This window comes from Gallibacterium melopsittaci (assembly GCF_042433085.1).
GTDB lineage: Bacteria > Pseudomonadota > Gammaproteobacteria > Enterobacterales > Pasteurellaceae > Gallibacterium > Gallibacterium melopsittaci.
In genome coordinates this window covers 77,263-90,718 of record NZ_JBHLWA010000014.1, presented here as the reverse complement: position 1 = coordinate 90,718, position 13,456 = coordinate 77,263, and the positions used below count along the sequence as shown (strand labels likewise).

At 35.3% G+C, this 13,456-nt stretch carries 16 protein-coding genes and 1 tRNA gene; 8 read left to right on the top strand and 9 right to left on the bottom strand.

Features of this window, described 5'->3' with window-relative positions; all coding sequences use genetic code 11:
* The first annotated feature begins 153 nt into the window (after nucleotides 1-153).
* Nucleotides 154-735 (top strand): NAD(P)H-dependent oxidoreductase, encoded by a 582-nt coding sequence (locus ACFFHT_RS03895; protein WP_382373649.1) that lies wholly within the window; start codon nucleotides 154-156, stop codon nucleotides 733-735.
* 55 nt (nucleotides 736-790) lie between these two features.
* Entirely contained in the window at nucleotides 791-1,732 is a 942-nt protein-coding gene (locus ACFFHT_RS03890) for an alpha/beta fold hydrolase (RefSeq protein ID WP_382373647.1), read from the top strand.
* Here ACFFHT_RS03890 and ACFFHT_RS03885 read toward each other — a convergent pair.
* Nucleotides 1,726-2,046 carry a DUF5389 family protein gene (locus tag ACFFHT_RS03885; RefSeq protein ID WP_382373645.1) on the bottom strand — a complete coding sequence of 107 codons (321 nt, stop codon included), beginning with the start codon at nucleotides 2,044-2,046 and terminating at the stop codon, nucleotides 1,726-1,728. The two genes, ACFFHT_RS03890 and ACFFHT_RS03885, sit on opposite strands and share 7 nt — an antisense overlap.
* A 72-nt stretch (nucleotides 2,047-2,118) precedes the next feature.
* Between ACFFHT_RS03885 and ACFFHT_RS03880 the strand changes: the two genes are divergently transcribed.
* The 6 genes from ACFFHT_RS03880 to ACFFHT_RS03855 all read left to right on the top strand — a co-directional run bounded on the left by ACFFHT_RS03880 (nucleotide 2,119) and on the right by ACFFHT_RS03855 (nucleotide 8,541).
* Nucleotides 2,119-2,979 (top strand): rhomboid family intramembrane serine protease, encoded by an 861-nt coding sequence (locus ACFFHT_RS03880; RefSeq protein ID WP_382373643.1) that lies wholly within the window; start codon nucleotides 2,119-2,121, stop codon nucleotides 2,977-2,979.
* A 78-nt stretch (nucleotides 2,980-3,057) separates the two neighbouring features.
* Entirely contained in the window at nucleotides 3,058-3,828 is a 771-nt protein-coding gene (locus ACFFHT_RS03875) for a DeoR/GlpR family transcriptional regulator (RefSeq protein ID WP_382373641.1), read from the top strand.
* A gap of 8 nt (nucleotides 3,829-3,836) precedes the next feature.
* Entirely contained in the window at nucleotides 3,837-4,691 is an 855-nt protein-coding gene (gene ubiA, locus ACFFHT_RS03870) for a 4-hydroxybenzoate octaprenyltransferase (protein ID WP_382373639.1), read from the top strand.
* Nucleotides 4,692-4,762: 71 nt separating this feature from the next.
* Entirely contained in the window at nucleotides 4,763-5,914 is a 1,152-nt protein-coding gene (locus tag ACFFHT_RS03865; RefSeq protein WP_382373637.1) for a type I restriction enzyme HsdR N-terminal domain-containing protein, read from the top strand.
* Nucleotides 5,898-7,976, top strand: coding sequence for an N-6 DNA methylase (locus ACFFHT_RS03860; protein ID WP_382373635.1), 2,079 nt, complete (start codon nucleotides 5,898-5,900; stop codon nucleotides 7,974-7,976). The genes ACFFHT_RS03865 and ACFFHT_RS03860 overlap by 17 nt, the downstream gene beginning before the upstream one ends.
* The gene (locus tag ACFFHT_RS03855) at nucleotides 7,948-8,541 is read left to right on the top strand and encodes a restriction endonuclease subunit S (protein ID WP_382373633.1); all 594 of its coding nucleotides are present in this window, start codon (nucleotides 7,948-7,950) and stop codon (nucleotides 8,539-8,541) included. The genes ACFFHT_RS03860 and ACFFHT_RS03855 overlap by 29 nt, the downstream gene beginning before the upstream one ends.
* Nucleotides 8,542-8,619: 78 nt before the next feature.
* Here ACFFHT_RS03855 and ACFFHT_RS03850 read toward each other — a convergent pair whose 3' ends face one another.
* The 8 genes from ACFFHT_RS03850 to lptC all read right to left on the bottom strand — a co-directional run bounded on the left by ACFFHT_RS03850 (nucleotide 8,620) and on the right by lptC (nucleotide 13,417).
* Complete coding sequence (locus ACFFHT_RS03850; RefSeq protein ID WP_382373631.1) at nucleotides 8,620-9,447, bottom strand: class II glutamine amidotransferase; 828 nt, start codon at nucleotides 9,445-9,447, stop codon at nucleotides 8,620-8,622.
* A 129-nt stretch (nucleotides 9,448-9,576) separates the two neighbouring features.
* Complete coding sequence (tadA, locus tag ACFFHT_RS03845; RefSeq protein WP_382373629.1) at nucleotides 9,577-10,098, bottom strand: tRNA adenosine(34) deaminase TadA; 522 nt, start codon at nucleotides 10,096-10,098, stop codon at nucleotides 9,577-9,579.
* Nucleotides 10,099-10,116: 18 nt separating this feature from the next.
* Nucleotides 10,117-10,193: transfer RNA gene (locus tag ACFFHT_RS03840), tRNA-Arg, on the bottom strand.
* 12 nt (nucleotides 10,194-10,205) lie between these two features.
* A complete protein-coding gene (gene rapZ, locus ACFFHT_RS03835) occupies nucleotides 10,206-11,078 on the bottom strand; it encodes an RNase adapter RapZ (protein WP_382373627.1) in 873 nt (290 codons plus the stop codon).
* Nucleotides 11,079-11,108: 30 nt separating this feature from the next.
* The gene (gene ptsN, locus ACFFHT_RS03830) at nucleotides 11,109-11,609 is read right to left on the bottom strand and encodes a PTS IIA-like nitrogen regulatory protein PtsN (protein WP_382373625.1); all 501 of its coding nucleotides are present in this window, start codon (nucleotides 11,607-11,609) and stop codon (nucleotides 11,109-11,111) included.
* Between the two features lie 20 nt (nucleotides 11,610-11,629).
* Nucleotides 11,630-12,355, bottom strand: a complete 726-nt coding sequence (gene lptB, locus ACFFHT_RS03825; protein ID WP_382373624.1) for an LPS export ABC transporter ATP-binding protein — start codon at nucleotides 12,353-12,355, stop codon at nucleotides 11,630-11,632.
* An 8-nt stretch (nucleotides 12,356-12,363) separates the two neighbouring features.
* Complete coding sequence (gene lptA, locus ACFFHT_RS03820) at nucleotides 12,364-12,882, bottom strand: lipopolysaccharide transport periplasmic protein LptA (protein ID WP_382373622.1); 519 nt, start codon at nucleotides 12,880-12,882, stop codon at nucleotides 12,364-12,366.
* Nucleotides 12,866-13,417 carry an LPS export ABC transporter periplasmic protein LptC gene (gene lptC / locus ACFFHT_RS03815; protein ID WP_382373620.1) on the bottom strand — a complete coding sequence of 184 codons (552 nt, stop codon included), beginning with the start codon at nucleotides 13,415-13,417 and terminating at the stop codon, nucleotides 12,866-12,868. Before lptC ends, lptA begins: the two co-directional genes overlap by 17 nt.
* Nucleotides 13,418-13,456: the final 39 nt, after the last annotated feature.

Genomic DNA, 13,456 nt, shown 5'->3' with positions numbered 1-13,456 from the left:
GTGGTCGTACAGTAGGTGCTGGCGTGGTAGCAAGCATTATCAAGTAATTGATAAGAAACTGAAAAGAGAAAAGACCCGTCTATTTAGGCGGGTCTTGTTTTTTTATAAAAAAAGAAAATTTATTACGGAAATATTCAGATAAGGACAAAATCAATGAAAATTTTACTATTGAATGGTGGTAAAGCATTTGGCCACTCAGCGGGACAGTTGAATGCAACTTTACATAATGTGGCAAAGGAAACATTAACTGCATTAGGTCATGAGGTACAAGAAACCACGATTGATGCAGGCTATGATATTCAAGCAGAAATTGAAAAATTTGTTTGGATGGATGTTGTGATTTGGCAAATGCCTGGTTGGTGGATGGGTGAACCATGGATTGTGAAGAAATATATTGATGAAGTATTTACTTATGGTCATGGAAAACTTTATCAAAGTGATGGTCGTCATCGAGTTAATCCAACAGAAGGGTATGGGACAGGTGGTTTACTTCAAGGTAGAAAACATATGTTATCACTTACTTGGAATGCACCTATTGAAGCATTTGATCGTGAGGGGGATTTCTTTGAAGGTAAAGGTGTTGATGGCGTTTATCTCCATTTTAGAAAAGCGAATGAATTTTTAGGAATGACAGCGTTACCAACATTTATTTGCAATGATGTGATTAAAAACCCAAATGTCGAGCAGCATATTAACGAATATAAAGCACATTTAAGCAAATTATTTGCTAAATAGTCCTAGAAAAGATAAAGTCTGTGCGGCTTTATCTTTTTTATTGATGTAAGAATTTATGGTATTAGTAAGAGAAAATCATTTTCCGCAATTTGTAGCTGAAGAGTTACTCCCTTTTGTTGAACAATTTCCAATTCAATATCTTGTTGCCAATGCGCAAAAAAAGATTGCCTATCGTCATTTAACTCACGCAGCACATACAAAATTAATGGTATTAGTGAATGGGCGAGGTGAGAATATTGCTAAATGGAGCGAGATTGCCTATGACTTCTATCAGCAAGGCTATGATATTTTACAATTTGATCATCGAGGCCAAGGTTTTTCATCACGTTTATTAGCCGAAAAAGAAAAAGGCTTTATTGATGAGTTTCGCTATTATATTGATGATATGGATATTGTGATTCAGGCGGTATTACAACAAAAAGAATATCAACAACAGGTCTTGTTTGCTCATTCGATGGGGGGATTATTAGCGACTTATTATTTGGCGACTTATCCACATCAATTCAGTAAAGTGATTCTTTCTTCACCTTTTTTAGGCTTGAGAGAAAAAACCGCATTAAGAGATGAGGTGGTTGTGGCTGTAATGGTGCTATTAGGTTTTTCTCGCCGTTATATTTTTACTAAAGGACCTTGGCGACCAGCGAATATTGCGACAACAGATTTAACACATAGTGAAGCAAGACTAGAATTTATGAATCAAATGGCAACGAAATATCCTGACATTCGTCTTGGCGGTCCAACTTTTGCTTGGGTTCATCGTTGTATTGTTGCATTCAAAAAACTACCCAATTTAGTAAATAAAATTCAGGTACCTATATTGATTTTACAATCTGGTGAAGAGAGTATTGTTTCAACTAAGAAAGTTGAGAAGTTATTTTCAACTTCATCCTTGGTTCGCTTTGTAGAAATTGAAGGGGCTAGACATGAAATTATGTTTGAAACAGATGCGATCAGATCGACCGCATTGCAAACCATCATTCAATTTTTAAATCAGTAATTAAAGCCTTGTACAGCAATAATTAATACAGCCAAATAAAATAAAACAAAACATATGGCTAATAAATAGCTGGCAAATTTCGGATAACGTAGATGTAATTTGTAAATAATCCTTGCTAAGATGAAAAGGAGTAATGGATAACTCCACATAAAAACAGACATATTTGTTAATGCTGTTTCAGATAAAGTTGGATTATATTTTAAACTGGGTGAGAGTAATAAAGAGAGTGGCCAAAGGAAAGCAGGCACACAAAACATTGCGATTGCCCATGAAAATTTGGAAAATCCATCAGGAAAATTATTTTTTTTACGCATATAGAGTAACTGATTAAAAATGGTGGACGACAGTATAGCGAATTTTATAACTCACCTCTAGGATTACCCATCATGTATTATCTTTTTAGTTGTAGAGAATTGGCTTTAGCCAAGCGCTTTCAAGAAGTCATTTATCAACAATATCATTATCAAATTGATATTCGGCAACAAGATGATTATTTTCATCTCTATTTGATCAATGATTCTCCAGAGTCGTTAGATAACACACAACAACTTGTAGCAGAATTTATGCAAAATCCAGATGCTGCTAAATTTAATCAAGCAGAGTGGCAAAGTGCTAATACGGTTTCTTTTGCACAAATTTATCGTCCTTTTATACAAGGTTCTATTGGGCTTAATTGGCAACATTTATTCTCTTCAAAATTTACTTTTTTAATTACGTTAGTTTGTATAGTGATTTATGGAACGACATGGTTGAATAGTGAAATCATTTTTGACACTTTTCATTTTCCTGAATTACCAGCCCAATCTAGCGACATATGGCGTTATCTTTCGCATACATTAGTACATCTATCGATCCCACATTTAGTCTTTAATCTGCTTTGGTGGTGGATTTTTGCTGGATTAATTGAACGTTTGCAAGGAATTCATCGAATTGTATTGATTTATCTTGTTGCTGGTGTAGCGAGTGGCTTTGCACAATACTTTGCTTCTGGGATCGGTTTTTTTGGTTTATCTGGTGTTGTTTATGCTGTCTTAGGCTACGTTTGGATTGAAAGTCGGTTTAATCAGCAAAAAATCTTTGATGTGCCAATCGGATTTAGTTGGTTTTTGATTATTGGGATTGTAAGTGGCTTCTTTTCACCATTAATTGGGTTATCGATGGGGAATAGTGCACATATTGCAGGATTATGCACTGGATGTGTGTTAGCAGGTGTAGATATTTGGTGGAATAGAAGTAAATCACAATGATTTTTCACAAAAATTTAATGAAAAGATAGCGATTTTTAGTAGAATGACAGCGGGATAATTAGAGTAGGCGAGGGAGTTATGAAACAAGCAATACGCCATAACCGTATCATTGAATTAGTCAAATTACACGGTTATATCAGTACGGAAGAATTAGTTGCTGAATTAGATGTTAGTCCACAAACGATTCGTCGAGATTTAAATGAGTTAGCAGCCAAAAATGAAATTCGCCGTCATCATGGCGGAGCTGCCTCGCCATCAACGTCTGAAAATAGTGATTATGCTTCGCGTAAGACATTGTTATGTCAAGAAAAAGAGTGGGTCGCTAAATGTGTAGCGCAACAAATTCCTAATGGTTCTTCATTATTCATTGACATTGGGACTACTGCGGAGGCGGTTGCTCGTGCATTGTTAGATCATGAAAATTTGCGAATCGTAACTAATAATTTAAATGCTGCACATATTTTGATGGAGAAAGAGAATTTTCAAATTATCATTGCTGGCGGTGGATTACGTCCCGATGGTGGAATTATTGGGGAAGCAACAATGGAATTTATTTCTCAATTTCGTTTAGATTTTGGCATTTTAGGAATTAGTGCAATTGATCATGACGGTTCATTATTGGATTATGATTATCACGAAGTACAAGTAAAACGGACAATTATTGAAAGTTCTCGTACAAGTATTCTAGTCACTGACCATTCAAAATTCTCACGTCGAGCTATGGTTCGTTTAGGACCACTTACTATGTTTGATTATTTATTTACTGATCGTCCGTTACCAGCAGAAATTGCTGCAATGGTAGAAAATACCAATTTGGTCGTTAAAGTTTGTCCTTGCCACCAAGTATGATCGGAATTATGAATTTTTCTAAATGGGTAAGCTATACGCAATTAATGCGTCTAGATAAGCCAATTGGTTCTTTTTTATTATTATGGCCGACATTATGGGCATTATGGTTAGCTCAGGGCGGTATGCCAGATCTGAAGATATTGCTTATTTTTGTATTAGGCGTTGTGTTTATGCGTTCCGCAGGTTGTGTGATCAATGACTATGCGGATCGACATATTGATGGCCAAGTAAAACGTACTCATCAACGTCCATTGGCTACGGGTGCAGTATCCGAAAAAGAAGCGAAAATTCTTTTTGTGACGTTGATTCTGCTTTCATTTTTATTAGTGATTCAACTGAATCTCTATGCGATTGGTTTATCAGTTATTGCGGTAGTATTAGCCTTTATCTACCCTTTTATGAAGCGTTACACGCATTTACCGCAGATATTTTTAGGTGCTGCCTTTGGTTGGTCTATTCCAATGGCATATGGGGCAACAGTAGAATCATTGCCTTTGGATTGTTGGATTTTATTTTTAGCAAATTTAGCGTGGACAATCGCATACGATACGCAATATGCGATGGTTGATCGTGATGATGATTTGCGAATTGGTGTTAAATCAACCGCAATTTTATTTGCCGAATATGATAATAAAATTATCGCTTTATTACAGTTTATTGCCTTGTTATTGCTAATCTATTTAGGGCAAGAGAAAAACTTAAACAACGGTTATTTTATTGTATTAGCAATTGCAGCCGTTCATTTTATTTATCAATGCAAAATGACAAAAATGCGTGTGAGAGAAGCCTGTTTTAAAGCATTCCTTAATAATAATTATGTTGGAATGTGGGTTTTTATTGCGGTTGTTGTGGGTGTGTTTTAATAGAAAGCTATTAATGTTTATTTTGTAGTTTTTATTTTATAGATTGAATATATCAAGCATTTAAGGTTTTTATGTTAAAAGAAAATAACTTTAGAGATTTACTTGTTCACTTAAATTTCACCGAGCATCAAGATAAGTTTTCCAAAACCATCAACGGAAATGAATTAGTCGTTGATTTTAAAAATAAAAAAATCATTTATCCTGCTGAATTAAAAAAACACCGTGAAACCACGCTGAATTTTTCTTCCAATGAAAATTTTGTGGTTTTTGAGTGTATTCATCGCTTATTAGAAAAAGGTTATCCTGCAGCACACCTTGAATTAGAAAAAAGTTGGCAACTTGGACATACACAAAAAAGCGGTAGAGCGGATATTTGCGTATATCAAGATCGTGAAAAAACTAGCCTGTTTATGATTATTGAGTGCAAAACTGACGGTACAGAATACAACAAAGCACTTAAAATTTTAAAAGAAGATGGTGGGCAGTTATTTAGTTATTGGCAACAAGATAAAAAAGTGCACTGTATTTCGCTCTATACATCTGATTTTACTGACGGAATACTTACCTATAAAAACCCAATTATTCGTTGCCATGATGATGCAAACTTAATTCAGCTGGCCAAAAAAGATGACAGTATTAAAATTTACCAAAAAGCCAATAATGTTGAAGAATTACACGAAGTTTGGACGGAAACTTATTTACAAAAATTATCTGAAAATTTAATTTTTGGGCAAGATGCCCAAATTTATGACCTAGACTTACCACCACTTAGAATAAAAGACTTAAAGGCATTCTCTCCTGATGACAAAATCATTAATCAATTTGAAGAAATATTAAGACATAATGCCGTTTCTGATAAAGAAAATGCCTTTAATCGCTTAATTGCCCTATTCATCTGCAAATTGGTAGATGAGCAAAAGAATGATGATAGCGAAGTAGAATTTCAATACAAGATTGGTAGTGATACCTATGAGACTTTGCAGGATCGTCTGCAACATCTCTATAAAACGGGTATGGAAAAATTCATGAAAGAGAAAATCTTTTATGTTTCAAATGACTATGCACAAAATTTATTTAAAAACTTAGATCTTGAAACCAGAAATCATGCTATTTCAGACTTAGAACAAACCATTCGAAAACTGAAATTTTACAGTAATAACGACTTTTCCTTTAAAGATGTACATAACGAAGAGTTATTTCTACAAAATGGTACAACTTTTTGAAAAATACAGAATTAGTTATGCGTCAAAACATCAATTTTTGGGCGATATGTTTGAACAATTGCTCAACAAAGGATTTAAACAAAACGAAGGGCAATTCTTTACTCCTATGCCGATTACCCGATTTATTTGGGACTCCTTACCCATTCAAAAAATTTTACAACATAAAGGCGGTAGTTATCCCAAAGTCATTGATTATGCTTGTGGTTCTGGGCATTTTTTAACAGAAGCAGTAGAAGCTATCAATGCCGCACGCCCAACAGAAAATAATGACTGGGCAAAAGAAAGTATTTACGGTGTTGAAAAAGACTATCGCCTTGCACGCGTTTCACAAGTATCAATGTTTATGAACGGTGCAGGCAATGCTAATATTATTTTTGGCGATGGCTTAGATAATAATAAGGGCATACAAAATGAAACATTTGATATTTTAGTTGCCAATCCCCCTTACTCTGTTGCTGCATTCAAATCACATTTAAAACTGAAAAACAATCAATTAAGTCTATTAGATTCTATCAGTAACAATGGTGGTGAAATTGAAGTACTGTTTTGTGAACGGATAGCCCAATTATTAGTCTCAGATGGTGTTGCTGCTGTTATTTTACCTTCAAGCATTTTAAGTAACGATAGTAGTAGCTATACCGCTGCTCGTAAATTACTACTCAATGAATTTCGTTTTCGAGCTATTATCCAGCTAGGTTCAAAAACATTCGGTGCAACAGGAACGAATACCGTTATATTATTTTTAGAAAAAACACCCTATCCACCTAAGCAAATCAGCTTAGCAAAGGATACCGCAACAACTATCTTTACTAACGCTTCAATCAAACAAAAATATGATCAAGATATTCTAACTGCTTATCTGACATATATTGATGTGCCTGCTGATCAATATGAAAAATTAAGAAACAAAACCATTACGTGGGAAGAGATACAGGAAGAAAAAATAAATAAATACATCGTTACCTATCGCACGGCTTTATTAGACACGCTAGAATTAAGCAAAACAGAACAAAAAGAAAACCCTACAAATGAGCAACAACAAAAGCTCAAAATGCGTAAGTTTTTGGATAAATTTATTAGCATTGAACAAGAAAAAATCGCACTGTTTGCTTTGTTGTATCAACAAAAAACATTGATTATTACCGCACCAAGCGACAACGCACAACAAAAAGCATTTTTAGGCTACGATTGGAGTAATCGCAAAGGCGCGGAAGGCATTCAAATTCTCCAAGCGGGTGGTAAACTCTATAACCCTGAAAATCGTTTTGCAGATAACACACTTGCCGCTTGTGTACGTTATATGTTTAACGATCAAATGTTCAACATCACACCAGAACAAGCAGAATACGCAAAAATCCTAGATACCCTTGATATGTTGGATTTTAATCGTGTTTATCTCAATTATGCACTAAAAACCAGCGCTCAGAAAAAGATTGAGATTGTGAGTAAGTATCCGTTGGTGAGTATAGCTGAAATTACTATAACTATAGAAAGTGGTAAGCGTCCATCTGGTGGGGTCGGTCAATATAACGAAGGTGCTTATTCTCTAGGTGGAGAGCATATTGGAAAAGATAACGGCAGATTAGAACTAAACACAATTAAATATGTTCCTATAAGTTTTTTCAATGCTGCAAAAAAAGGGATTATTCAAAAGCACGATATTTTATTATGTAAAGATGGTGCATTAACAGGAAAAGTAGCCATTGTGCGAGATGAATTAGATGGAATAATGGCAATGATAAATGAGCATTTATTTATCTTGCGTTGTCAAGAATTAACAACCCAAAAATATCTATTTAACTATTTATATTCGGAGATGGGGCAAGCACTTTTAAAAGATAATATTACTGGTTCTGCACAAGGAGGATTAAATTCTACCAATTTGAAAAATATCAAAATCCCCCTACCACCCCAAGGAATTCAACAACAAATCATAGCTGAATGTGGAAAAATTGATGAGGAATACGAAAACAGCCGTATGAAAATAGAAGAATATCGTGCCAAAATTGCACAAATATTCAATGATCTAGAAGTTGTACGGGGGGGGGGTAAAACTATTTAAAATCAGTGAGTTATGTATTATTAATCCATCAAAAAATGAGATAAAACACTTATCTGATAATCTACTGGTTTCTTTTATTGAAATGGCTTCTGTGAGTAATAATGGCTATATAGAACGCAAAGTAGATAGAGCTTTGGGAACGCTTCGCAAAGGCAGTTACACTTATTTTAAAGAAAATGATGTCATTATCGCCAAAATAACGCCGTGTATGGAAAATGGCAAATGTGCTTTAGCGGTAAACCTAACCAATCAAATCGGTATAGGAAGTTCTGAGTTTCATATTTTTAGGGCAAATGAAACCATTTACCCACAATTTTTATTTTTTAGTTTAAACAGAAAAGAAGTCAGAATTGAAGCAGAAAAAAATATGACGGGAACAAGCGGACACCGCAGAGTGCCCAGCTCTTTTTATGAGAATCTGCAAATCCCCGTCCCACCACTTGCCGAACAAGAAAAAATCATTGCTGAAGTAACGCAATACGAACAAGCAATCACCCAACTCGAAACCCAAATGCAAGGCTGTGCCGACAAGAAAAAAGCAGTGTTGGATAGGCTTTTAAAGTAGAACCCCTCTAAATTAAAATAGCCGAGCAGTCTGTCGGCTATTTTTTTGTTATTAATCTGCTAGGAAAGAAATGGGAGATTAAGCAATTTTCATATTGCCTAATGTTCCGTCATCTTCGATTTGTTTTGCTTGTCCGATAATTTCTTTTATTTTTTCACCATCTTTAAACATCACAAATCCGCCATTTTCCATTTTGGTCCAACATTCATTTTTAGTTAATGGTTGGGTAGAGATAATGGTAACTTTATCACCTGGTTTGGCGTAGTCATTAAAGTCAATAAAGCCATCATCATCGACACGGAAAGCCTTACCAAAAGGTGCTTTACGTGTGAGGTAATGTAAGAAAGTTGAGCAATGTGCAATCATAAATTGCCCATTAGATAAAATAAAATTAAATGTACCTAATTGAGCAAGTTCTTGGGTAACTTCATAGACAGCAGCAAAGATTTCTTCTTCACTTGGTTTACGATGATAGCGACGTTTTAAAAATTCTGTCATATAACAGAAAGCTGCCTCTGAGTCAGTTGAACCAATTGGTTGAGCACGGCACTCAGATAAATCTGGTAGTGTTTTTAAATTACCATTATGTGCGAAAACCCAGTTTTCTCCCCAGATTTCACGCATAAATGGATGCGTATTTTCTAAGTTCACATCGCCTTGCGTTGCTTTACGAATATGGGCAATCACATTAAGTGATTTGATGTGATATTGTTTAACGCAATCAGCAATCGGTGATGAACTACACGGTTTATCATCACGAAAAACACGAACACCTTTTCCTTCAAAAAATGCAATTCCAAAGCCATCTGAATGGCAATCTGTTATCCCAGCACGACGACGGAAACCTTCAAAGGAAAACACAATGTCGGTCGGGGTATTACAGTTCATTCCCAATAATTGACACATAATTTAACCTATGAAAACTAATTCAATAAAAATAAGAGTGCGTATTATAAACGGATAATTCACATATTAGTAGTAAGGTTATTAATAATAATTTGTTATATGAAAGTCTATTTTGTTGTGGAATGGTTATTAATTATTATCTTGAGTGATTATTGATGATTCTGAAGATGAATTCGCTTTAGCTAATTTTTGTTGTGCACGGCGTTGTTGGAAAAATTGGCTAATTTTTTGGCTACACTCTTCGGCTAATACACCCGAAGTAATTTCTACCATATGATTCATTCGATAATCATCGAATAGATGAAAACGGGAACCGATAGCACCTGTTTTGTAATCCATTGCTCCAAAGACTAAACGTTTAATCCGACTATGCAGAATAGCTCCAGCACACATTGGGCAAGGTTCTAAGGTGACATATAAGGTCGTGTCCAGTAAGCGATAATTTTGAATTTGTTGCCCTGCTTGGCGTAATGCGATGATTTCTGCGTGAGCAGTTGGGTCTGATAAGGTGATTGATTGATTCCAACCTTCGGCAATAATTTCACCGTGGGCATCGACTAATACTGCACCAACAGGTATTTCTCCCATTGCAGCTGCTTTATCGGCTAGTGCTAAAGCATATCGCATAAATTGTTGATCTTGTTCGGTCATAATGTGCATAAAAATGATTGGCGAACGTGGGCGGATTTGAACCGCCGACCTACCCCTTAGGAGGGGGTTGCTCTATCCAACTGAGCTACACATTCGCAAAATTTGATTTAATTTGAATTGCTATTTTTATGTTCTTGGCGAAGTAGAGAGATGTGCTGAATTTTAATATTTTTTCCTTTCGCTTTAAAGTAATCTGCTAACTCTTGTGCTATATACACGGAACGATGTTTACCGCCAGTACAACCAATACAGATTGTTAAGTAACTGCGATTATTTTGTTCAAGTAAAGGTAACCACGTTTCGATGTAATTACGTGTTGAATAAAGGAACTCACGGACTACATCATATTGCCGTAAGAAATCAATAATCGGTTGATCCAAGCCAGTTAATGGACGTAATTTTGGTTCCCAATGTGGATTAGGTAAGAAACGAACGTCAAAAATATAATCTGAATCTTGTGGAATACCATATTTAAAACCAAATGATTTAATGACAATTTGTAACTCTTTATTCCCATTCCCACGAACAAATTCACGTAATTTCTCGGCGAGTTGATGAGTAGAGAGATTCGTTGTATCAATCACAAAATTAGCGTGCTGAAATAATGGTTCAAGTCGTTCTTTTTCTAAATCAATCGATCCTTCTAAAGAGAGGTTATCTTTAGAAAGTGGGTGTACACGACGTGTATCACTATAACGGCGAATTAAGGTGTTACGATCCGCATCAAGATAAATAATCTTAGTGCTGCATGAGTGAGGTAACTGATCGAGAGTCGTTTCTAATTCTTGTGGTTGTAATGGAATATTACGAATATCGACACTAATTGCGACAGTTTGTTGGCTTGTTGCTAACTTTTCAATGAGTTGAGGAATAAGGAATAAGGGTAGATTATCAATACAATAATAGCCAATATCTTCTAAAGCTCGCAGTGCAATAGATTTACCTGCACCTGAACGACCACTAATAATGACAAGTTCCATTATATCCTCCCATTACTGCTGCACCTATGGTTAATAATCGGTAGTTTGCTCGCTTTCTTGCTGATCTTCAACTACTTCAGCGTGATCATGGGCAAGAAAAATAGACCAAACCTCATCAGGGCTTTTCGCCAAACGCAACTGTTTACATAAGTTTTTATCCGAAAAACATTCGGCGAGATAAGGCAGTAATGGCGAACAACTAGGACAACAGGTTTCAGGAATTAAAATTGCAAAAATCAAATCTACATCACGATGGTCTGCAGAATCGTATTTAATTGGTGTATCAAGCTGTAAAAAGACAGCAACAGGTTTATCCCCAACGGAGAGTTTGGCATGAGGAATGGCAATACCATTGTTTAAACCAGTATTTCCCATTCGTTCTCGATGACAGATTGCTTCAAAACAACTATTTTCTTGTTCTTCGATTTGTGAAGAGACAATATTACAAATTAATTCAAAAACACGTTTTTTGCTTGAACACAATAAACCAGTGCGAATATTTTCTTTTTTAAGAAAGTCTGTAATTTTCATACAAGGATTGATTCGTCAAATTAAAGTTTAAAATGTTCTCCAAGGTAAACACGTTTTACGTGTTCATCTGCTAGAACTTGTTGTGGTGTGCCATTCGCAATCATTTTACCTTCGCTCACAATATAAGCACGTTCACAAACATCCAATGTTTCACGCACATTATGATCGGTAATTAAGACACCTAAGCCACGATCACGTAATGCTTGAATAATATTTTTAATATCTAATACTGAAATTGGATCAACGCCAGCAAAAGGTTCATCTAATAAGATAAATTTTGGATTAGCGGCCAAAGCTCGTGCAATTTCAACACGGCGGCGTTCACCACCAGAGAGTGATTGCCCTAAATTATCCTTGATATGGCTAATATGAAATTCATCAAGTAGGCGTTCGAGTTCATCAATACGTTGATCTTTTGTCAAGTCTTTACGGATTTCTAATACCGCCATTAAATTATCATATACAGATAAACGGCGGAAAATAGAGGCTTCTTGTGGGAGATAGCCAATACCTTGTTTGGCACGTTGATGCATAGGTAAACGGCTAATATCTTGATTATCAATACTAATTTTACCGTCATCATGGCTAATTAAACCAACGACCATATAGAATGTTGTGGTTTTTCCTGCACCATTTGGACCTAACAAGCCCACAATTTCCCCTGAGTTAATGGTTAGACTAACACCATTCACTACAGAACGACCTTTATAACTTTTGCTTAGATGTTCAGCAGATAAAACAGACATAATTTGCTCTATTTAGATTTAAGTTGGTTTGGAATTAAAATAGTCTTAACACGTGAAGAACCATTACCATTGGCTTTAAGTTGTTGTTTTTTCACATCATAAGTAATTAATTCGCCATTAATACTGCTATCTTCTTGTTTTAATTTTGCATTTCCGATTAAGGTGAGGAATTCTTTTCCTAAGTCATAGTGTACTTTATTCGCATCACCATATACCATTTTGCCATTGTCTAATTTTTGTTGAAATTTCACTGGTGCACCAAACGCATCTACGGTTTCTTTCTTATTTTCTGATTTTTCTTTTTCATTTGGGCGAGTAATGACAACTTTGTCGGCATTAATTTTGACACTACCTTGTGTGATAACAACATTATCAGTAAAAGTGACCACATTGCTGGTTAAATCAAGTGATTGATTATTGGATTCAATATTAATTGGTTGTTCAGAATCCCCAGTTAAGGCGAGTGCAGAATAGCTAAATAATAAGGTTAATAAACCAAGTAGCGTTAAATTAGTTTTTAATTTCATAATATGTTTTAACCTGTTCTTTTAAAGTCGCAGTTTGCTTATGAAGATTACCATCTAATACTCTGCCATTACTGGTAAAATTTAGCCCAGTAAGCGTGACCATTGTATCAGATGTTATATCTTGTGTCGTTAAATTGACGAAAGCCTGCTCAGTATTAATTGTTTGTAATTTGGAATCTTTTTGTAGGCTTTGTAGCTTCACATTACCTTGCAAAGTTAATTTATCTTTATTCGTTAAAATGGCTTTATCTGCCTGTAAACGCCAAGTTTTTACTTCATTTTCATCATAGACATAAAGAATTGGCTGACTAAAAATCGCTTTATCATCATTAAAATAATCAACATTATCTGATTCCGCTTGATATTGAATTGTACCAGTCGGACCATAAACAGTTGTGGTCATTTGTTTTGCGATATATTCAGGATCAGAATCTTTTTTACTTAACAGTGGCACATCGGTTTGTTGTAAAGAATAAAGCCACGCTAATAATGTAATTGCGATAATTGAAAGTACGATATTCCAACGAATGGACATAAATCATCTACCTTTTTAGGAAAATTTTAGCTGGCGGAT

What these genes read in the sequence shown, in the direction of transcription:
- ACFFHT_RS03895 (WP_382373649.1), top strand. Translation starts at nt 154, where the DNA reads ATGAAAATTTTACTATTGAATGGTGGTAAAGCATTTGGCCACTCAGCG.
- ACFFHT_RS03890 (WP_382373647.1), top strand. Translation starts at nt 791, where the DNA reads ATGGTATTAGTAAGAGAAAATCATTTTCCGCAATTTGTAGCTGAAGAG.
- ACFFHT_RS03885 (WP_382373645.1), bottom strand. Translation starts at nt 2,046, where the DNA reads ATGCGTAAAAAAAATAATTTTCCTGATGGATTTTCCAAATTTTCATGG.
- ACFFHT_RS03880 (WP_382373643.1), top strand. Translation starts at nt 2,119, where the DNA reads ATGTATTATCTTTTTAGTTGTAGAGAATTGGCTTTAGCCAAGCGCTTT.
- ACFFHT_RS03875 (WP_382373641.1), top strand. Translation starts at nt 3,058, where the DNA reads ATGAAACAAGCAATACGCCATAACCGTATCATTGAATTAGTCAAATTA.
- ubiA (WP_382373639.1), top strand. Translation starts at nt 3,837, where the DNA reads ATGAATTTTTCTAAATGGGTAAGCTATACGCAATTAATGCGTCTAGAT.
- ACFFHT_RS03865 (WP_382373637.1), top strand. Translation starts at nt 4,763, where the DNA reads ATGTTAAAAGAAAATAACTTTAGAGATTTACTTGTTCACTTAAATTTC.
- ACFFHT_RS03860 (WP_382373635.1), top strand. Translation starts at nt 5,898, where the DNA reads ATGGTACAACTTTTTGAAAAATACAGAATTAGTTATGCGTCAAAACAT.
- ACFFHT_RS03850 (WP_382373631.1), bottom strand. Translation starts at nt 9,447, where the DNA reads ATGTGTCAATTATTGGGAATGAACTGTAATACCCCGACCGACATTGTG.
- tadA (WP_382373629.1), bottom strand. Translation starts at nt 10,098, where the DNA reads ATGACCGAACAAGATCAACAATTTATGCGATATGCTTTAGCACTAGCC.
- rapZ (WP_382373627.1), bottom strand. Translation starts at nt 11,078, where the DNA reads ATGGAACTTGTCATTATTAGTGGTCGTTCAGGTGCAGGTAAATCTATT.
- ptsN (WP_382373625.1), bottom strand. Translation starts at nt 11,609, where the DNA reads ATGAAAATTACAGACTTTCTTAAAAAAGAAAATATTCGCACTGGTTTA.
- lptB (WP_382373624.1), bottom strand. Translation starts at nt 12,355, where the DNA reads ATGTCTGTTTTATCTGCTGAACATCTAAGCAAAAGTTATAAAGGTCGT.
- lptA (WP_382373622.1), bottom strand. Translation starts at nt 12,882, where the DNA reads ATGAAATTAAAAACTAATTTAACGCTACTTGGTTTATTAACCTTATTA.
- lptC (WP_382373620.1), bottom strand. Translation starts at nt 13,417, where the DNA reads ATGTCCATTCGTTGGAATATCGTACTTTCAATTATCGCAATTACATTA.